Raw genomic sequence first — 20,827 nt, 5'->3', positions numbered from 1 at the left:
TAACGCCGCAAGCGATCGCAGGTCGGTTCAGCGTGACCGGCACAGCGCGCGCCCTGCAAACGCGTGGTCTGATGCAGTTGCTACGCCGCTGACTGCTGGCCCCCTATCCACTTGATGGAGACGCCCATGGCCGATACCCCCTCAGACCGCAGCCTGATGCCGCCCGCCGTGCCGGCCAGCGCGACATGAGCGCCGACCCGCGTGCCGAACGCGTCGCCCTGCACATCGCGCAGCGCCGGCCCATTGCTCGCCCGCCGGGGCACGCGCCCGAGGTGCCGCCCACCCGCGGGCAGCGTGCCGCCGATGCGGTCGCCCGCTTTGGTGGCTCCTGGGTCTTCGTCGGCCTGTTTGCCGCGGCCATGGTGCTTTGGGTGGGCGTGAACGGCCTGATGCTGTCGCTGCACGGCCAGACCTTCGACCCCTACCCCTACATCCTGCTCAACCTCTTCCTGTCGATGCTGGCGGCCATCCAGGCGCCGGTGATCCTGATGTCGCAGAACCGCCAGGCCGAGCGCGACCGCGCCAGCGCCGGGCATGACTACGAGGTCAACCTGAAGGCCGAACTGGAGATCATGGCGCTGCACGACAAGGTCGACGAACTGCGCCAGGCCCAGTGGGAAGAACTGATCGGCCTGCAGCGCGAGCAATTGCAGGCGCTGGCGGCACTGTCTGCATCCGCTCGGCCGGCAATGTTCGATGGCGAACAGACCGATGGCGATTCAGGGCCCAATGTCCGACGTTGACGATGCGCCGCGCGGTGAATACCAACGCACCGCCACCGTCGCATGATCGAGAACGCTCAGCTTCTGGGGAAGGTGCCGGGAATGGATGTCCTGAAAGTCATCAAGCGCAACCCGCTGATCTTCCCCATGACCTGCGTTGCCGTGGTGGCGCTGATCTTCGTCAGCGAGGTTTCGTACTGGCAGTCGGCCCGCACGCTGGACAGGCTGGGCGCCATGGCCATCGTGCCCACCAGCCTGCAGGAACTGCAATGGGGCATCCTGGACGCCGAGGCCGCACGGAAGATCGAAGCCAGCGCGGACACGGCCGAGTCGCGCCAGGCGCAATTGCTTGCCTACGGCCGGGCGATGCAGGCCATCGCGGGCGCCTTCACGGCGCTGGACGCCTACTACGTCGATCAAGCCAAGCCCAAGGCCTTGCTGGCTGAGCTGCACAGGCTGGCGGAGGCCAAGCTGGCCGCAAGCACCACCGACCCTCGGCAGATGCATGCGATCCGCGAGCTCGGCGCGCAGTTGCTGCAATTCGAGGCCAGCAATGTGCTCGACGGCCGTGGCAGCCTGTACGACACGCTGTCGATGGGTCGCATCGGCGTGGCGACGCTCAGCGCCATCGGCTTGCTGACGCTGTTCATCGCGCTGCGGCAGCGCGCGGCGCTGGAGTCTCAACGGCGTGAACAGCAGCGCCTGGTTCAGGCCGCGCACGACCTGCTGGAGATCGAAGTCGTGCAGCGAACGGCCGAGTTGACGCAGCTGACCTATCACCTGCAAACCGCCCGCGAGGATGAACGCGCCCGCCTGGCCCGCGATCTTCACGACGAGATGGGGGCGCTGATGACCTCAGCGAAGCTGGACTCGGCGCGTATCCGCGCGAGATTGGCCGCCCTGCCGACGCCTGCGCCCGAAGCGATGGAGAGGCTGAGTCATCTGATCGCGACGCTGAACAAGGGCATCGCGCTGAAACGGCGCATCGTGGAGGACTTGCAACCGTCCGCGCTGACCCTGTTGGGCCTGGTGGCGACGCTGGAGATCATGGGTCGCGAGTTCGCCGACAGCTCGGGCCTCCAGGTGCTGTGCAAGCTGGAGCCGGTGCAGTTGAGTGCCAGCGCCAATCTGGTGATCTATCGCCTCATGCAGGAGGCCATGACGAACATCAGCAAGTACGCGCAGGCGAGCCATGTCTGGCTCGGCCTGGGCCTGCGCGAGGGGCACGTGGAAGCGACGGTGCGCGACGACGGCATGGGCTTCGACATGCGCCTGCCAATCCGCTCGGCCCATGGCCTGGTGGGCATGCGCTTCAGGGTCGAGGCCGAGGGCGGCACGATGAACATCCTGGCCGCGCCGGGCCTGGGCACGCTGATCACGGCCCGGCTGCCGCAGGTGGTGCCACCGGCAGCCGGGGCTGTAACGGCCGTCGCGCCGGCCATCGGCGCCGATGCGAGCAAGTGCAACGACCTCAGCGCGCTGGATTCAACGCAACTTCACCCCGCAGCCGGCCTCGTCAAAGCGAGGTGATCTCCTTGTGGCGCGGCACCAGTGCCTTCATGACGACCCAGGCCACGAGGTAGGCCACCGCGCACAGGGAGAACATGATCATGTATCCCGTGGCGAGCTCCCCGCGCGCACCGTAGGCGTCGAAGATCCAGCCACCCAGCTTGGACACCGCCACGCCGCCCAGCCCACCGGCCATACCGCCGATGCCGACGACCGAGCCGACGGTGCGCTTGGGGAACATGTCGGACACCGTCGTGAACAAATTAGCCGACCAGGCTTGGTGCGCCGACGCGCCGATGCCGACGAGCAGCACCGGCATCCAGAAGCTGATGCCGCCCAGCGGCTGCGCCAGCAGCACGACCAGCGGGAAGAAGGCGATGACGAGCATGGCGCGCATGCGGCCGTCATACGGTGAGTAGCCGCGCTTCATGAAGAAGGCCGGGAACCAGCCGCCGCCGATGCTGCCGATCATCGTCATGCTGTAGAGCACGGCGAGCGGCAGCGCGACATCGGTCGTGCTCATGCCGTACTGCCCGGCCAGGTACTTGGGCAGCCAGAACAGGTAGAACCACCACACGCCATCGGTCATGAATTTGCCAAAGGCGAAGGCCCAGGTCTGGCGATAGCCGAGCAGGCGGAACCAAGGCACCTTGGCGCCATCGGCGGCCGGTGCCGGTTCACGGTCGCTGTCGATATAGGCGAGCTCCGCAGCACCCAGGCGTTTCTGGCGCGTGGGGGTGTCGTAATAGATCTGCCACAGCACGATCCAAAAGAAGCCGATGGCGCCGATGGCGATGAAGGCCATCTGCCAGCCCCAGGTGGCGGCGATCCACGGCACGGTGAGCGGTGCCAGGATGGCGCCGACGTTGGCGCCGGAGTTGAAGATGCCCGTCGCGAAGGAGCGCTCCTTCTTGGGGAAGTATTCCGCCGTGGCCTTGATGGCGGCGGGGAAATTGCCCGCTTCACCGATGGCCAGTACCGCGCGCGACGCCATGAAGCCCGCGACCGTCACCGGCAGCCCGACGCCCAGCGCCACCAGCATGCCGCCGACGGGCACCGAGAAGGCGTGCATCAACGCGCCCAATGACCACACGGCCACGGCGATGACGAAGGCCCGCTTGGTGCCGATGGCGTCAATGAAGCGGCCCGCGAACAGCATCGAGATCGCGTAGACGAACTGGAAGACGGCCGTGATGTTGGCGTAGTCAGTGTTGGACCAGCCGAACTCCTTGGACAGCGACGGCGCCAGCAGGCTGAGCACCTGGCGGTCCAGGTAGTTGACGGTGGTGGCGAAGAACAGCAGGGCGCAGATCGTCCACCTGTAGTTGCCCATGGTTTTCTGGTTCATCGCGGTTGTCTCCGATTTGTTTTTTGTGCGGTTGGCGGGTCAGTCCTGGTCGACCAGCTTGTCACCCACGAAGACACGATAGCTGCGGATGCGGCCGGTCACGCCATCCGGCCCCTGGCGCGGTGTGTAGCGCAGCCCGGCGATATCGACCGACGCGCCGAGATCGATGATCAGGCGCGCTGGGCCCGAGGGCTTCACGGTGCCGCTGTAGGCCGTGTGCCAGTAGTCGGTGGCCTGGCCGTTGATGGCGTTCAGCGCACCGCCGTCTTCCTTGCGCGCCTCCTCGCTGCTGGCGTAGGCGATGGTCCAGGTGGTCTGGTTGAAAGGCTTGCCTTGCGCGTCCAGCAGCGCCAGCTCGGCGATGGCGGCGTCGGGCTTGCCGTCGAAAGTGCTCAGCACCTCGATGCAGAGCTGGCGGCCGCGCGCCGGCTCGCTGAAGCGCACATCCTGCGTCGCTGAGCCACTCGCGAACTGCCCGGCATGCACCGGCGTCAGCCCGGCCAGACGCGGGCGCGCCTTGCTGGGCGGGCGGGCCAGGTCGCGGTCCGGCTGCAGTTGGTCGAGGATGGGCGTGGTGCGCCCCTCGATGCGGGCGGCGCGTGGGCCGGTCAGGTCCAGCACGACGACCTCGTTGCGGCCGGCCTTGATCCACGGCCCCGGCAGGTACATCGTCTGCGTCGGGCCGATGCTCCAGTAGCGGCCCAGGCAGCGGCCATTGATCCAGACGATGCCCTGGCCCCAGGCCGACATGTCGAGGAAGGTGTCGGCGGGCTCAGGCGCCTCGAAGCCGCCGCGAAAGAAGGCCGGGCCGGTCGAACGCCTGGACTGCCATTGCAGCGGCGGCAGGTCGCCGTCGGCGCCGAAGTCGATGGCGCGGATCTCCCAGTCGGTGAGTTCCTGTGCCGGGTTGTTGGCCTTGTCCTTGCCGTTGCCCTTGCCCTTGCCCTTTGCCGTGCGCAGCAGCACCGGGCCTTGCAGGCCCTTGCGGTCATGCACCTCCATGCCGAAGTTCACGCGGGCGATCGTGTAGAGCAGGATCTCGACGGTCGCGTCTCGTTTGCGCGCGGGCAGGTCGACGCTGAAGCGACGGTGGCGCGTGTCCATCGTGCCGACCATGCGGCCATCGACAAACACCCAGGCCAGGTCGCGTGCGTTCGCGGCTTCCAGCCTCGCGGCGGGGCCGGCGGGCAGCGTCGTGCGGTAGGCCACCAGCCCGCGGCTGATGTCGTACTGCTCGATGTTGCGCGGAGACGTGTCAGCGATGGCCTGCGCGGGCAGATTGGCGAACACAGGCGCCGTCTCGCCGAGGGTGAACGCGGGGATCGCCATCACCGGCAGCCGTGCCGGCGGATCAGGGAGAACTTCGCCGGCCTTCAGGTGCTTGGCGAGGCAGTCGCGGTAGGTGCGGAACTTGTCGCCCACCCAGCCGGCTTCGCCGATGGGGGCGTCGTAGTCGTAGCTGGTGGTGTCTGGCCGGAAGGGCCGGTCGCAGCCGCCCCACAGGCCGAAGGTCGTACCGCCGTGGACCATGTAGAGGCTGAACGAGCCGTTGGCGTTCAGCATCGCGTCGATGTCCTGCACGGCGCGCGCGTTGTCGCCGCGGCGGTGCGGCGCGCCCCAGGTGTCGAACCAGCCGGAGTAGTACTCGCCGCACATCAACGGGCCCTTCTGCAGCGCGGCCAGCGCCTTGAAGCCGGTGGCCGGGTCGCTGCCGAAGTTGGTCACCATGAACAGCTCGGGGATGTGCGTCTTGGCCACCGCGTTGGTCGGGTTGCACTGGAACAGCGGCACGTCGAAACCACCGTCCAGCACCGCCTGGCGCATCACGCGCATGTAGTCCTTGTCGTCGCTGAGGAAGCCGTATTCGTTCTCCACCTGCACCATCAGGATGGGCCCGCCCTGGCTGACCTGCATGGGCGCCAGCACGCGGCCGACCTCCTTCATCCAGCGCCGCACCGGCTGCACGAAAGCATCGTCACGGCTGCGTAGGAAAGCGTCGCCGGGGTGCTTCAACAGCCACCACGGCAGGCCGCCCATCTCCCACTCGGCACAGGCGTAGGGGCCGGGGCGCAGGATCACCCACAGTCCCTCGGCCTGCGCCAGTTTGCAGAACTCGACCGCGTCGCGCTGGGCGTCCCACTGGTACTGGCCTTCACGCCATTCGTGATAGTTCCAGAACAGGTAGGCGCACACGGTGTTCATGCCCATGGCCTTGATGGCCTGCAGGCGGTGCCGCCAGTACTCGCGCGGCACGCGGGCGAAGTGCATCTCGCCGCAGCGGATCTGCAGCGGCTGGCCGTCGAGCAGGAAGTCGCTCTCGCCGATGGCGAAGCGCATTGCCGCCGGCGGGGCGGCCTGGGCCGCGGCATTCAGCATCAGCGCGGCGCCGGAGGCGGCGGCGCCGAGCAGTTGGCGGCGAGGGAGGAGAACGGTCATGGGCGGTCCAGGTTGGATGGCGATTTGAGCGCCGTCACGGGGCTTGTTTCGCTCGCGCTTGAATCACTCACAGGCTTGAGCAAAAAACCCTGCCTCGAATGTCGAGGCAGGGCGAAAGGCGCGCGACCCAGCGCGGCCCGGAGATGCAAGGAGGTTTGGGCGACGTGGGCTAGAACGCCACTCGCACGCCCACGTTGAAGCGGCGGCCGACGTCTTCCAGCGTGAGGAACTGCGATTCGTTGTTGGCGTACTCGTGCATGCGTTCGTTGTTCAGGTTGATGGCATCGGCGTACAGCGAGACCAGCGGCGTGACGTTGTAGCGCACGCTGGCGTCGGCCTGCCCGTAGGCGGCACGGGTGCGCGGCATGGTGCTGCCGCCGCCGCAGTCGACCGAGAAGTGGTTGCACCAGTTGTAGCTCAGGCGCGCCTGGAACTTGCTGTCCTCGTAGAACACCGAGCCGTTGTAGGACTGCTTGGACAGGCCCGGGTAGCCGCAGGTCGTGGCGCCGCCCTCGCGCGTTGCGCTGGCATCCACATAGGTGAAGTTGGCCGCCACGCCAAAGCCCTGCAGCAGGCCGCTGCCGGCGTCGAATGCGTACTGGCCGGCCAACTCCAGGCCCTTGATCTTGCCCTGCTGGCCGTTGCGGATACGGGTGTCGTGCGCAATCTCGGGGAACTGCGGCAGCTGGACGTCGACGAGCTGGGTCTCCAGGAAGTCGGTCACCTTCTTGTGGAAGACCGCAGCGCTGACGTAGTTGGTCTTGGACAGATACCACTCCAGCGACACGTCCAGATTGGTCGAGCGCATTGGCTTGAGGTAGGGGTTGCCGCCGCCGGTCTGCACATCGCCGTAGCGGCCGCCATACCAGTTGTTCACGCCCATCTGGTTCAAGGTCGGGCGCGTCAGCGTCTTGGAGGCCCCCAGGCGCAGCAGCAGGTCCCGCGTCAGGTCCAGCTTGAGGTTGGCGGAGGGCAGCAGGTTGTTGTAGCTGTTCTCGACGGTGTTCACGGTGCTGGGGCCGTAGGTCAGGATGTAGGTCGTGTCGTTGGGGCTCTTGACGGCCGACTGCAGCACGCGGCTGATGCCCAACGAGCTGGAGTTGACGTGGACATAGCGAATGCCGGCCGTGCCGGACCAGCCGTCACCCTCCCACTTGCTGTCGACGAACAGGCTGGACACCTTCTCCTTGACGGCCCACATCGACGGCTTCGTGTAGTCGATCGCCATGGGGCCATTCGGGAACTTCGTCTTGTCGCTGTAGAGCGCCGGGTCATTCGACTGCGCGATCTGCGCCGGCTGGTTGAGATACGCCATGTAGGCATAGGGGTCGAAGCGCAGGAAGCTCGACGGCATCGCACCCGCGGTGCCGAAGATGTTGTCGAGCTTGCTGACCGTGAACAGCGACGCCGGCAGCGCCAGGTGATAGCCGCTGTAGGCGTTCCAGGAATCGCTGTTCCACTGCGTGCGGTCCACCTTGCGGCGCGAGGTGGCCAGGCCGAACTGCAGGCCCTTGAAGGCGCCGATCTCGTGGTCCCAGCTGGCATTGAGCCGGCCTTCCTTCACGTCGTCGCCGTTCTGGATCTGGCCATAGGCCACCGCGTGGGCGCGCACGGCCGTGGGGTCGGCGATGTTGTCGCCGAACTGGATGGTGGGCGTGCCGTCGAAGGTCAGCACGTCGCCGTTGCTGGGCACCATGCCCGCGACGACCCACATGTCGGGCGACGAGGATTTCGTGCGCGACGTGGCCAGATCGCCTTCCAGGCTCCATTCGGACGCCAGCGCCCATTTGGCATTGACGCCGAAGGCCTTGGTCGTCGACAGGCGGTCGCCCGCCTTGACGATCATGTCGTTGGAGTTGGCTTCGCCAAGCAGTTTGCCGGCGCCGGCAATCTCCGGGTTGTTGGCGTAGAAGGTGGCACCTGGGCGCAGGAAGCTGGTGATCTGGTTGTCGGCGTTGTACTTGGCGCCGAGCAGGATGGGGTTGTTCCAATCGCTGACCGCGATGACCGCGTTTTGTTGATCGAGCCGGGAATACAGCGCATCGGCCGACAACTTGAACGCCGCAGTCGGGTTGAACTGCACGGTGCCCGCAGCCACCAGCCGCTTGCGTCGCTCGTCTTCCGCCTGGAAACCGTAGCTCTGCGGGATGTAGAGCTTCTTCACCGTCACGTCGGCCGCCGTCAGATTCTTGGAACTCAGGTCGCCGTTGATCAGCGAGACGTCCTTGTAGTTCCAGGCATCGTTGACGGCCTTTGTCTGCTTGGAGGCCCGGTCGGTATACGACAGCGAGCCGCTGGCACCGAAACTCCGGTCTTGGTTGGCGAACGAATACATCGCACTCGCGCTAGGGGTTTTCTTCCCTGAGTTCGAATCGTAGGACCCGGACAGATTCAGCACTGCGCTATGACCCTTGGGGCCGGACAACGGACGTGCCGTCTGGATATCGACCGTGGAGCCGATCCCGCCTTCGGGAAGAAAGGCCTGCGAGGTCTTGTAAACCAGGGCCTTGGAGATCAGGTCAGGCGACAGCAGATCGAACGAAAACTCGCGCCCGCCGGTATCGCTGGTCAGGCTTCGCCCGTTGACGAGCACATTGTTGAACTCGGGGCCGAGGCCGCGAACCGAGATATAGCGCCCCTCACCGTTGTTGCGCTGAATCTGCACGCCTGTAACACGTTGCAATGATTCGGCGATATTCGTGTCGGGGAATTTCCCGGCGTCCTCCGCCGACACGGCGTCCACGACGCCCTCCTGCATGCGCTTGGTGGCGACCGACGACTGCAAGGAGGCGCGGATGCCCGTGACAACGACCCTCTCCAGGTCTTGCTTGGCGTCTGCCGAGGTTTGCGCAACCGCAGGATGGGCCAACCACAGTTGGCCAATCAAACCCGCGAGAGCGGTTTTTACAAAGATGCCTGAGCGCATATATGTCTCCTAGGGATGGATTTTTTCAGAAATGCACGGATGCATTTGAGCCTCGCACCGCAATGCTTGTTCTAGCGCCAGGCGTGCCGCTTGGCAGCGCCTGGAAACTACCCGTGCCCTTGATTGCGCCGCGTAGTTATTCAAGGCTAGCAGCGAGCCATTTGAATTTGTATGCTGTTTTGCGGTCTTGCTATGAATATTCCGTATTGGTCAAAGGCAGCGTATCGACATGATTCAATGACAACGCTGACAGAAAATATTCTGATGCGCAGAATAATATCTCGCACCAAGAGCGCGATATTCATGTCGTTGATGTGTTGCGCCGCAGCGGCGCCGGAATACCTAATTGCGCATATTTCCCGGCCGCCACTGCAGCACGCGCACCTTGCTGGCCGCGCGATCGGCGGCGCCCTCCCCGTCCACCTGCGATACATCCTGCAGGAACAGGTTCAGTTCTCCCCGGGTTCGCCACAGCTCGGTATCGAAGCTGGGTTCCCAGGCGCCAACGGCATCGGTCGTCAAGTCCTGCACGGCCCAGCGCCGGGCGGCGACGTCGCTGATGTCGCTGATGCGGGCGACCGACACCTTGCTGCCTCGCTCCTCGTCGCGGAACACCAGCAGCGCCGTGGCTGCGCCGGCCTGCTGGCCGAGCATGATCTGCGGCCGCGACACGGGAATCGCCTTGGTGCCGACACCGCTCAACGAAAACGGCGTGTGGCGAAAGCCCAGCTCCATCTCCCGCCACGCACCGCCACTGCGGTAGACGACCTGGTATTGCGGCACCGTGCTGCCCGCGCGCCGCCAGTAGCTGGCGATGTAGGGGTTGCCGTCCCGGTCGGCGGACATCGAGGTCTGGTTGATCAACTCGCTGTTCTGCGGAATGCGCGCCGCGTATTCGGCGGTGGCTGCCGTGATGGGCAGCGCGTAGGGGCGCCCGGTCGAGGTTTCCCACGTCAGGCCGCCATCGCGCGAGCGGGCATAGGCCATGTCGTGGTTGCTGGCCACGTCCGGCGATTCGCGCCAGACCCAGGAGACGTGCACGGTGCCGCGGTCATCGACGAAGGCCTGCCAGTAGGCGTTGCGCCGCCCTTCCCCACTGATGAGGTTGCTGTGCAGCCGCGTCCACGTTTGCGTGGCCACGTCGTAGCGGTTGATGACCAGGTTGCCCCGGCCGGAGCCGCCGTCCCGGTAGAGGAACAGCAGGTTGCCGTCGGGCTCGCGATGGAACTCGGGGTAGGACACGGAGCCCTCGTCCTGGCCCGTCATCGGCAGCTTGTCCGTCAACTCCAGCGCACCGGGGCGCACGCTGCGGGCATAGCGCAGCGCGTTGTTGTGATGGTCCCAGGCCAGGTGCAGCGTGCCGGCGCCATCGACCATGAGGCTGATGCTGTTGTGGGCGTCCAGCGCGTCGCCCTTGAAGCGCGTGGCCTTCAGCGTCCAGACCTCGCTGCCCAGCGTGCGCTTGCCCAGCACGACGTTGGCATCCGCGTCATAGAAGGCGATGTATTGCTCATCGCCCTGTGTGACGAGGGAGTTCTTGCGGAACACCACGGCGTTGACGGAGGTGCGCGCCCAGCCGTCGGCCACGTCGACCACGCGCACGTCGCCTTGCGGCAGCACGGCACAACCGGCGGCCAGCATCACAACGAGGAGAACTACCGCTGTCTTCATGTCTTGGTCATTTTGCGGGCGAGCGCCGGGCCGCTCCCAAGCCGGCCGCGCTGGCGATGTGCTCGCGGCTCAATGCCGCGAGCATCGCCGTCCCCTCGGGGGACCGACCAGGCTCGCCGCGTTCAGCGGAGCGAGACTGGGCGAGGGGCGTCAAAGTTCGTCAGAACTTTCCTCGCAGGCCGATCTTGAAGGTGCGCCCGTCGTACTTCGCATAGTCCATGCGGGTCCTGTCGCCCAGGCCGTATTGGCCGGTGGCGTCCTCGAAGTAGTCGTAGGCCAGCGTGTTGGACAGGTTCAGCGCGTCCAGGCGGATCTCCAGCGAATCGTTGATCTTGTAGCTGACATTGGCGTCCAGATAGCCGCGGCCGGCGCGCCAGCGGATCAGGTCGTCGCCGTTGTTCTTTGGGGTGTCGCCGTGCAGCGAGCGGCCCTTGTAGTTGTAGGAGGTGCGGAAGGCGAACGGGCCGTTCTCGTAGTAGAGCGTGGCGCTGTAGGCGTACTTGGGCACCGAGTTCACCTCGATGGTGTTGCCCCCGTTGGTGACCCACTTCTGGCTGTTGAACGGGTTGATGTGGGTGTAGCTGGCGAGGGCGCCGAAGCCCTTGAAGGGGTCGGGCAGGAAGTTGAAGTCCTGTTGCCAGGCCAGCTCAAAGCCCTTCAGCGTTTGCTGGCCGGCGTTGCCGAAGCTGCGCAGCTTCATCTGCAGGTTGGGGTCGACCTTGTCGGTGACCGGGTCATGGAAGATGCCGCCCAACGCGGTGTCGGGCAAGCCCAGCGAGCTGAACGGGACAGTTATCTCGGGATTGGCCACCGTGGCATTGGTGAGCTCTTTCCTGAACAGCGCCACCGACAGCATGCTGCCCTTCTGGAAGTACCACTCCAGGCTGGTGTCCAGGTTCTTGGACTGCTGCGGCAACAGGTTGGGGTTGCCCGTCGTCGCGGTGTTGTCGAAGGGGTTGGGAATGACGGTCTGCGCGGCAATGATGGACAGCGACGCTCGGCTGAGCGTCTTACCCCAGGAGGCGCGCCAGGTCACCTTGTCGGTCAGATCCAGTGCAGCGCTGACCGCTGGCAGCACGTTGCTGTACGAGCCCTTCTCCTGGTTCGGCGCATAGGTCAGGCTGGCGCCCTGCTGCTTGAAGTTGTCGATCAGCGTCTCGGTCTTGGAGTAGCGCAGGCCAGCATTCAGGCGCAGCTCCCTGCCGAAGACTTCGCCACTGAAGTCGGACTGGACGAAGGCGCTCGACACCGTCTCTTCCGCCTTGAAGCTCTGCGCGGGCGTGAACGTGGCTTCCGAGTTGAAAGCGAGCGGGTCGAAGGTCGAGAAGGCGTAGCCGCGCGTGAAGGTGCCCCATGCATGCGGCCAGCCGGCGCCCATGTCGAGGTTGCCAATGGGCAGATCGGAGGTCATGCCCGACCGCAGGCCCGCCGTGCCCAGCGTGTTGAGCTTGGCCTTGGCGGCCGACGTGCCGTTGCGCTTGTTGATGTCCTTCGAGGTCTGGGCGTAGACGAGACCGGCCTTCAGGTGGCCGGTCCAGTCGCCAGCCAACGCGTAGTCCCAGTCGGCCACCACGCGGCCTTGCTTGCCCTTGTCGGTCTCGCGGGTCAGGCCGGTGTTGACGTCGAAACCGTCGAAGTTCGCCGGGTTCGTGTAGCTGACGGGCGAGGACATCGACGGGTAGACGTGGTCGCTGCTGTAGTCGATGGTGGAGTCGACGCCGAAGATCTGGCCGGACAGGGTGTCCTGGTAGCTCTTGGCCTTGCTGCTGTTGCTGCTCAATTGGCCCGTCAGCACCAGCTTGTCGCTGACGCTCCAGCGCGCGTTGGCGGCCACGTAGCCGAACTTGGTCTCGTCTTCGCTGTAGGTCACGCCGCTGCTGTAGGACGTGTTGCCGAAAGTGCCGGTCAGCAGGTTTGAGCCCGGGTCGATCTTGACGTCCAGCGGGATGAAGCCGTTGTTGCCGGCCTGGCCGGCGGGCTTGGTGCGGTCGGTGGTGCGGCTGTTGCGGACCAACAGGCCGAAGTACATCTCGTCGCGCGAGTTCTTCAGCTTGGAGTACAGGGTGTCCAGGCTGACGTTCAACGTCGGTGTCTTGTACTGCAGGGAGCCGACGAAGCCGTCGCGGCTGCGATCGTTGGACGAGCCGTAGAAGCGGTAGATGCGAGGCAGCAGCGCGTTGTCCACCTCGGCGCGGGTGTGGCTGCCGAGGTTGGCGCGCGGGCTGTCGTAGTCAAGCGCCAGGGCGAAGTTGCCTTTGGCCGACGGCAGGATGCTGCCGCGTGCGGAGCTGTTGTAGCCGCCGGTGGCCTCGAAGCCCGAGCGGTCGTTGACGCTGGACGAATGCGACACGCCCGCCAGCAAACCCAGGTCACCCCAGGTGTTGGAGTACAGCGCGAAGGCCGAGGGGTCCGTCTTGCCGGACGTGGTGTTGTGCGACGCGGTGAGGCCGTAGCGGATGGTGCGCTTGGGGTTGTCGAAGGGGCGCGGGGTTTGCAGGTCCACCACGCCGCCCATGCCGCCCTCGCTCAGTTCGGCCAGCGGCGTCTTGTAGAAGTCGACGCGGCCGAACAGTTCGGACGCGAACACGTCGTAGTTGAAGCCGCGCGCTGCGCTGCCAATGGTGCTGGTGGATGTCGCGTTCACCAGCGCGCCGTTCAGCGTGGTGACGGAGTACTCGGTGGGCAACCCGCGGATGGAGATGCGCTGGCCTTCGCCCGAGCTTTCGTCGCGGTTCAGGATCACGCCCGGCACGCGCTGCAGGGACTCGGCCACATTCGCCTCGGGGAACTTGCCGATGTCTTCCGCGACGATGGAGTCGCGCACGCCGATGGCCTGCTGCTTGAGCACCATCGATTTCTCGAGGCTGGAGCGGAAGCCGGTGACCACCACCGCTTCGAGCTGGTTTGTCTCGGGCTTGGCAGCGCCATCCGACGCGCTGGGCGCCTTCTCAACAGCGGGTTGGGCGGGGGCGGCAGCTTGAGCAGCCGCGTGGCCGTATGCAGCGGCCAGCGCCATCGACACCGCCGAACAAATCAGTTTTTGTTTCATTGTCTCTACTCCATACGCCCGAAGGGCTTCCATCGCCACGGCCGTTGCAGTAAGCCATGGCATTATTTTTTGTTATATCTGCAACTGAAAATGGCTCAGCCGGATCGCAGATATCTCAGCAACTTCAGAAAGTATGTCAACGTTACCACTCGACGCCAAAAAAATGTCGATTGGCCGCCACGGCCGAGGCCGCCTACTTCATCCTAGGGATAAGGTCGCGATGTGTCACAAGTTGAAAACTTACTCGGCATCGCCATCGTCTTTGCCGCACTCACCGGATCATCCAAGCCGCTGCCAGGCCCTCATGAGCTGCTCCAGCGGCGTCAATTTCCAATTATGGTAACGTTGCCCTAACCATCTGAAGCCCGCGTTTACCCGGAGCTGCGTCGCGTCTTTCACACACCGCTGGGCCGTTGGCCCAGGGCTACAAGCGCCGTTCAAGCCGGTGAACCCCATGCCCGTACAACCGTCGTGGTCTATTCAAGGCGAATGAGCAGGTGGCAAGGCCTCTGCCAGTGAAACCCCAGGTCAGCTTACTGTCGATCGCCCAAAAATACGTATGAATAAGCCGGCGCGAGATATACAGAATTCGGGGGTACGGCGCCGTGCTCCACGGCATGCAGGCTATCTGCCGGCGATGTGCAGTTACTCAGCGCCGAGTTCGACTCGGATTGGCGACGCGACACGCTTGCGGTAGGCCTCCACATACCCCTGCCAGGCCTGTGCTGTCGGGAATTCTCCGGACCAACTCGCGCCAGCGCCGAGGTAGTAGCGCAAGGGCTGGGCAGATTTGACTTGGGTAAGGATCAACTCGTTGTCGGGGTCGGCCGCATAGCCGTCTGCGCCAGGAAGAACGATGGCCGTGCCGAAGTCGCCGGCGCTGCGCTGGCGCACCCATTGCATCAGCGTGGCGGGGGCACGGTAGGTGGCAACCACCGGCGCCTGGGCGGCATAGGCCGGCTTCTTGTTCAGGCCCAGGGCGACGGTCAGCGTGCGCGGGCTGGGCGTGCTGAAGGTGCTGTCGACCGTGTCGAAATAGTGGCCGGCATCGACCGTGAAACGCTTCACCTCGCTGACGGGCGCGCCGTCCGCGTCCCACTCGTCGTAGGTCAGCTCGAAGACGGCACGGACGGGACCGTTCGCGATGACGCGCCAGGCCGAATAGTTGCGGCTGGTGAACAACTGGCTGCCGTTCCAGATGCCCGTGCCGCCCGCACCGCGCGTGCGGCCGACGGCATACATGTCCAGCCCTTCGCCCTCGTCCTTGTGATAGTGGTCGTGGCCCTTGTTGTACCAACGGTCGACGATGAGATAGGACGGGCGCTTGAACCAGATGTCGACGCCGCTCGTCACCAGGACTTCCTTGTCGCTTCCGGGCGGCGCTGGTGCGGCCAGCGCCTGGCCGTAGGTGCGGTGGCCGATCTTGTCGTTTTCCCACGCAAAGTCATCCAGGCGCTCGGGAACATAACGCGCAAATGCCTTGACAGGAAACGGCGGCGCGACGGTCGCGGTCTTCTCGACCGTGAAGCGCGCGCTCTGCTCGTCTGCGGCGAAGTCGTGCTGGAAGATCAGCTCGCCGTAGGCCGTGCCTTCGCCCTTTGGATCCTTGGCCAACGGGGCCACGTTGGTGACCTGGTAGGGCAGCACGCGGCCGCTGGCGTCTCGCACGGCCAGCTGATGCAGCAATGCGCCGGGCAAGCGCCGGGCTACCTCGACCCAAGGAACCGTGATGGTCTCGGCGGGCCGCGCTGCCATCAAGTCGTGGCGAACGGTGACGAGCAGGCGCTCGGCCGCGCCGGCATGCAGCGCCGCCAGAGCCAGCCAGGCAACGAGGATTGCGCGCTTCATCAGTAGTTCACCGGGTAGTCCTTGGGGAACCTGCTGCTGCTGAACGCCTTCTTCTGCGTCCAGTCCTGCGCCGGCGAGGTCCAGTACGAATCACCGGCGGGCAGGCCGAGCGCCAGCAGGCCGGCCGAGGCGATGTACATGCTGCCGTTGTTGGAGTACCAGTCCCCGAGTTCGGGCTGGTGGCCGCGGAAGCCGATGGTGAGAAAGCCGTCCTTGGTGAAGTTGCCCGGCGCATCCCAGATCGCCGTGTGCGCGGCGTGCACGGCCGAGCGCACCTGCCCCTCGGGCAGCGACGCCGGGAGCTGCTTGCGCCACGCCAGCAAGGCCAGCGGCTGGAAGACCGCCGTGCGGTAGGTCAACGATCGGCCGATCGGCGGGTAGCTGCCTTCGGGGCCGACAAAGCGCTCCAGATGCTCGCAATAGCGCTGCGCGCGCTTGGTCGCCTGCGCCAGCAGCTCCTCCGGCTTGGCGTTCCAGAACGCCCCCTTCCTGGCCACCAGCACCTCGAGAATCTCGATCAGCATCGGGTACATGACGTAGGAGGCGTAGTAGTCGAAGTGGAAGTCCTGGCCGTCCTTGATCCAGCCGTCGCCGATGTACCACTCGTTGATCTTGCGGATCGCGCCATTCATCCGCATCGGGTCATGCTCTTCGTCGATGGACAGCAGCCAGGCCTCGTTCATCGCCGCGAAAAGCAGCCAGTTGATGTAAGGCACCTCGATGCGGCGCAGGCCCTTGATCTCGGCCACGATGCGCGCCTTGGTGGCCGCGTCCAGCGGCTCCCACAGCACCTTGGGCGCACGCATCAGCGCATTGGTGAAGTAGGCCGAATCGACCAGCGCCTGGCCATGGCCCTTCCAGGTCAGGTAGTCGGGGCTCTTGGGGTCCACCGAGTTCGCATAGCTTTGCAGCGCCTGTTGTTGCAGGCGCTGGCGCAGCTTTCCTTCGGCAGTCTCGTCCGCCGGCAACGCGAGCCACGGCGCGATGCCCGACATCAGCCGCCCAAAACACTCCAGGTAGGCAACGGAGGGGTCGCGGCCATCCCAGGTGGGGCTGAGCTCAAGCGCGAACTTCTTTTTCAGCTCGCCCTTGGACATCGGCTCCAGCACCGGCTCGGCCATCTTGCGCAGCAGGCTGAGCAGGTAGTCGCGCTCCCGGCCGGCCGTGCTTGCCGGCGCAGCCGTCGCGGCCTGGTTGGCAACCAACAAGGCAGGCAACGCCGACCCAAAAGCCGCTGCCCGCATGAAATTTCGGCGTTCCATGTTGTCTCCTCGCGGCGCGGTTATTTGTCGAGCAAGCGGACCATTTCGGCCCCCGCCAGCAGAAAGGCCCCGACGCCAAAGTGCGAGGTTGAATTCTGGTCGACCACCTGCCCCGGAATCGCGCGGTCGCCGATCGGCTGCACGTAGCCCAGCTTGCCGTCGGCCTGCATCGCCACCGTCGTCAGGTAATGCCAACCGCGTTGCGCGGCAGGCAAATACACGTCACGCGGCAGCAGGCCATTGTTGATACCCCACAGCAGGCCGTAGGTAAAAAAGGCCGTGCCACTGGTCTCGGGGCCGGGCGCGTGGGCTGGGTCGATCAGGCTGCGCGTCCAGTAGCCCTCGGGCTGCTGGGCCGCCAAAAGTGCGGATGCCATCGCCTGCAGGCGCTCGACGTACTCGCCGCGGTGGGGGTCGTCCTGCGGCAGCTCCGACAACACCCTGGCCAGCGCTGCAAACACCCAGCCATCGCCCCGCGCCCAGAAGTCCTTCTTCCCGTTGACGCTCTTGTGCTGCGGGTAGACATACCTTGCGTCCCGGTAATAGAGCTTCTCGTCGGGGTCGTACATGATGCTGTTGGCATGGCTGTAATACTCGTACATCTTGTCGAGATATTGACGATTGCCGGTGATCTTGTACATCTTGGTCATGACCGGCATGGCCATATAGAGCCCGTCAGCCCACCACCAATAATCCTTGTTGGCGGTGCTCATCTGATACTCCATCACCTCCCGGGCACGCGCTATTTTTCGCGGGTCCTTGTCGAGCTGATAAAGATCGGCATAGACCTGAAAGCAAACCTGCCAATCACCGAACAGCACGTGATCTTCAGTTTCTCCGTAGGTATATTTCCAGTTCGCCTTGTTCGTCGACCTCGCACCCATCCACTGGTTGTGCTCGGCCCAGGCCTCGGAATAGCGCCGATACCGTTCGTTCCCGGTCACCCGGTAGGCTTCGATATTGCCGGTGTGATAGGCCGCCACGTACCAGAACGGTGTCTCCTCGGCGGGCGTGCGGGCCTCCCAATAGCCATTGACCTTGTCAATCGCCGCAATCACTTCCATGCGACTCAGCCCTCCATTGGAAGGCGCACTTGCGCATCCGCCGAGTACAAAGCTCAACGTGAACAGCAGGCCAGTCAGGTAGTTTTTCAGTCTCATCGTCGTCGATCGATTAATCATGCCCGGGGCACTCCAGCGCGGGTAAACCAGCAGTCGACAGGCACTTGGCCGTTGCTCCCGAAGCACCGCGCCCGACAGACGCCATCACTGATTGCATCACTGATGGCATCACTGACGCGAGCTGCAACTGGCGAGTATGGTCACGTTAGCATATCAACCCAAGCGCGCAAAGATGTTTTCCGCGCACCGCGCCGAGAGATTCCGGCGGCAGCGGCAGCGGCGCGCCAGCACGGCGCCGTTATTGAATGTGGTATCGTCACCACATTCAGGTATGCCATATCTTTGAAGATCTATGCGGAAACCCAGCAGGCTCAGTGAAGTTGCCAAGATGGCCGGCGTGGCGCCCATCACGGCATCACGCGCGATCCGCGGCGAGGGCTATGTGTCGGAAGAAGCCCGCGCGCGCGTCATGGAGGCCGCCGCCCACCTGAACTACGCGCCCGACATGGTCGCGCGGCGGATGCGCGGCGAGAAGAGCCGGCTCATCGGCATCTTCGTCAACAACTTCGGTTCGCTCGTGCTGCACGAGGTCACGCGCGAGATCAGCAATGCCGCCCGCGCTCGTGGCTACGACATCCTGCTGTTCAACGCCGAGCGCTTCGACGTCCCGGACCGCGCCGGCACCCGCGACATGCTGGCCAACCTGTGCGCCGGGCTGATCTTGCCCATGCCGAATGTCGAGGACGGCTATCTCGCCGAGCTGGAAAAGCGTCAGCACCCGTGCGTCTTCGTCAACTTCTGTGCACGCGCCGTGGACCTGCCCGTCGTCGCGGTCGAGAACCGCAAGGGCGCGCGCACGGCGGTCGAACATCTGTTGTCGCTGGGGCACCGGCGCATCGCCTTCATCGCCGGCTCCCATCACACGGGCCAGAGCTGCGAGCGGCAGGCGGCCTATGTCGAGGCACTGAACGACGCCGGCATCGCCGCAGACCCCGCCTTGATCGTCCCGGGCCTCTTCGTCCAGACGGGCGGTTATGCGGCCACCCAGCAACTGCTGGCCCTGCCCGAGCCGCCGACGGCCATCTTCGCCGCCAACGACGAGATGGCTTTCGGCGCCATCGACGCGATCCACAGCAAGGGCCTGCGCGTTCCGGGCGACATCTCGGTGATCGGTTTTGACGACATCGCCACCTCCAGCCACATCCACCCACCCCTGACCACGATGCGCCAACCGCTGACTGAACTCAGCGCCTGCGCCGTGACGGAGCTTGTGGCACTGATTGAAGGCCGGGGCGTCGAGGCGAAAAGCATCGCCTTGCCGCTGGAACTCATCGTCCGCAAATCGACCGGCCCTGCGGCGCAGAACGGCTGAGGATGAATCGCGCGCGGGCTGCAAGCGCCGGGGCGGCACTCCTGCCGCTCAGCCTTGCGGGGCTGGGTGGGTTGCTGCTCTGGCTGCTGTTCGGCGATCTCGGCGTCTCGATGCGCGAGCGTGCGGCGCTGCCGAGTGCACTTGAGCTGATGCGCCGGCATGCGGCGTCCGACACCACGACGTCACTGCTGCTGTCGACCGTGCCGGCCGCGCTGAGCATGTTGCTGGTGCCTCTGGCCGGCTACCACTCGGACCGCTGCCGCAGCCACCTCGGCCGGCGCAAACCCTTCCTGCTCGTGGCGGCTCCGATGGGCTGCCTGGCCATGCTGGGCCTGGCAGCGGCACCGGCGTTGGCGGTCGCGCTCGATGCCGCGCTGGGCAGTTGGTCGCCTGGCCTGCACAACTGCCGCCTCATGCTGTTCTGCCTGTTCTGGGCCGCATTCGACTGCGCCGCCATCAGCGCCTTCTCGTTGTTCAACGGCCTCGTCAACGACCTCGTGCCCGCCGGCCTGCTGGGCCGCTTCTTTGCCGTGTTTCGCATCGTCGGGCTGAGCGTCGGCATCGCGTATCAAAACTGGATCTTCGCGCTCACGGACCACTACCTGGCCGAGATCCTGGTCGGCGTCGGCCTCTTCTTCTGCGTGCCGATCCTGGCGATGGCGCTGATGGTGAAGGAGACGCCCCTGCCGCCCAGCACCGTGCCCACCGAGAAGCCCACGCGCCTGCCGCTGCTGTTTCCCTTCAAGCATGTGCTGGAGTGCTTCAACCACCGCGCCTACGGCTGGGCGGTCGCCGCCTTCATGCTGGCCGGCGTCACCTTCAGCCCCTTCAACACCTTCTATCTGCACTACGCCCACGCCGCCGGCATCGCCAAGGCGACGCTGGGTGCGCTGACGGCGGCGGGCTACGCCACCTCCATCGTGTCGGCCTTTGCCATCGGCTGGCTGGCCGATCGATTCGGCGCGGTGCGGGTGTCGACGGTCATCATGACGGTGTACTGCGCCACCTCCGCAGCCGGCTTCGCAGGCGTGTCCGACGCGGAGAGCTTTCGCGTCTTCTATTTCGCCCACGTCGTCATCTCCGGCGCCTGGTTCACGGCAGCGGCCTCCATGCCCATGGCGCTGTTTCCGCGCGCTCGCTTTGTCCAGTTCAACTCCACCAAGGACCTGATGGTGATCTTCGGCACCATCCTGGTCAGCAGCATCCAGGGCCCGATGCTGGACCTGTCCGGCCATGCCTACAGCTTCACGCTGCTGGCCGGCACCGTGTTCTCCCTGCTGAGCCTGGTGTGCCTGACGCGTCTGCGCGCCAGTGCCAAGGCCGTTGGCGCCGACGCCGGATTGAGCCAGCTTCGGCCGTAGGGCAACGCTGAGCCATTCAAAACGACAAGGCGCCGCATCAGCCTTGGACGAGTTGCGTCAATGGGTGGTCTAGGCGGCTGTCGGGCTTTGGGTCGGGTGCGCGCCGGGGTGAGTTGCGGGGCGAGGCAAGGCGCCGGCGAGGCGTGGGATCTACCCCCACAACGAGTCGGCAACGCCGAATCGCCTCGCAAATCTCCCCGGC

The 20,827-nt window shown here is 65.3% G+C and carries 12 protein-coding genes; 4 read left to right on the top strand and 8 right to left on the bottom strand.

The features are described 5' to 3' along the window. Positions 1 to 185: 185 nt before the first annotated feature. Positions 186 to 743 carry a DUF1003 domain-containing protein gene (locus tag ABIS05_RS27030; protein WP_348009098.1) on the top strand — a complete coding sequence of 186 codons (558 nt, stop codon included), beginning with the start codon at positions 186 to 188 and terminating at the stop codon, positions 741 to 743. 81 nt (positions 744 to 824) lie between these two features. Beyond that, positions 825 to 2,252 carry a sensor histidine kinase gene (locus ABIS05_RS27025; RefSeq protein WP_348009097.1) on the top strand — a complete coding sequence of 476 codons (1,428 nt, stop codon included), beginning with the start codon at positions 825 to 827 and terminating at the stop codon, positions 2,250 to 2,252. Here ABIS05_RS27025 and ABIS05_RS27020 read toward each other — a convergent pair. The 8 genes from ABIS05_RS27020 to ABIS05_RS26985 all read right to left on the bottom strand — a co-directional run bounded on the left by ABIS05_RS27020 (position 2,239) and on the right by ABIS05_RS26985 (position 17,952). Further along, positions 2,239 to 3,579, bottom strand: a complete 1,341-nt coding sequence (locus ABIS05_RS27020) for an MFS transporter (protein WP_348009096.1) — start codon at positions 3,577 to 3,579, stop codon at positions 2,239 to 2,241. The two genes, ABIS05_RS27025 and ABIS05_RS27020, sit on opposite strands and share 14 nt — an antisense overlap. 39 nt (positions 3,580 to 3,618) lie before the next feature. Next, positions 3,619 to 6,015 (bottom strand): beta-galactosidase, encoded by a 2,397-nt coding sequence (locus ABIS05_RS27015; RefSeq protein ID WP_348009095.1) that lies wholly within the window; start codon positions 6,013 to 6,015, stop codon positions 3,619 to 3,621. Between the two features lie 169 nt (positions 6,016 to 6,184). Further along, positions 6,185 to 8,941 carry a TonB-dependent receptor gene (locus ABIS05_RS27010; protein WP_348009094.1) on the bottom strand — a complete coding sequence of 919 codons (2,757 nt, stop codon included), beginning with the start codon at positions 8,939 to 8,941 and terminating at the stop codon, positions 6,185 to 6,187. Between the two features lie 342 nt (positions 8,942 to 9,283). Next, entirely contained in the window at positions 9,284 to 10,612 is a 1,329-nt protein-coding gene (locus tag ABIS05_RS27005; RefSeq protein ID WP_348009093.1) for a BNR repeat-containing protein, read from the bottom strand. 160 nt (positions 10,613 to 10,772) lie between these two features. Then, positions 10,773 to 13,661 carry a TonB-dependent receptor gene (locus ABIS05_RS27000; RefSeq protein ID WP_348009092.1) on the bottom strand — a complete coding sequence of 963 codons (2,889 nt, stop codon included), beginning with the start codon at positions 13,659 to 13,661 and terminating at the stop codon, positions 10,773 to 10,775. A 645-nt stretch (positions 13,662 to 14,306) separates the two neighbouring features. Further along, positions 14,307 to 15,509, bottom strand: a complete 1,203-nt coding sequence (locus ABIS05_RS26995) for a DUF4861 family protein (protein ID WP_348009091.1) — start codon at positions 15,507 to 15,509, stop codon at positions 14,307 to 14,309. After that, positions 15,509 to 16,771 (bottom strand): DUF2264 domain-containing protein, encoded by a 1,263-nt coding sequence (locus ABIS05_RS26990; RefSeq protein ID WP_348009090.1) that lies wholly within the window; start codon positions 16,769 to 16,771, stop codon positions 15,509 to 15,511. The genes ABIS05_RS26995 and ABIS05_RS26990 overlap by 1 nt, the downstream gene beginning before the upstream one ends. Before the next feature lie 20 nt (positions 16,772 to 16,791). Beyond that, complete coding sequence (locus tag ABIS05_RS26985; RefSeq protein ID WP_348063372.1) at positions 16,792 to 17,952, bottom strand: glycoside hydrolase family 88 protein; 1,161 nt, start codon at positions 17,950 to 17,952, stop codon at positions 16,792 to 16,794. A 292-nt stretch (positions 17,953 to 18,244) separates the two neighbouring features. Between ABIS05_RS26985 and ABIS05_RS26980 the strand changes: the two genes are divergently transcribed. After that, the gene (locus ABIS05_RS26980; protein ID WP_348009088.1) at positions 18,245 to 19,264 is read left to right on the top strand and encodes a LacI family DNA-binding transcriptional regulator; all 1,020 of its coding nucleotides are present in this window, start codon (positions 18,245 to 18,247) and stop codon (positions 19,262 to 19,264) included. A gap of 2 nt (positions 19,265 to 19,266) precedes the next feature. Continuing rightward, on the top strand, positions 19,267 to 20,625 hold the full coding sequence (locus ABIS05_RS26975) for an MFS transporter (protein ID WP_348009087.1): 1,359 nt from the start codon (positions 19,267 to 19,269) through the stop codon (positions 20,623 to 20,625). Positions 20,626 to 20,827 lie beyond the last annotated feature (202 nt).

This window comes from Roseateles sp. (assembly GCF_039929605.1).
Lineage (GTDB): Bacteria > Pseudomonadota > Gammaproteobacteria > Burkholderiales > Burkholderiaceae_C > Pelomonas.
The sequence above is the reverse complement of the archived record's forward strand: the minus strand, read 5'-3'. Positions and strand labels throughout refer to the sequence as shown.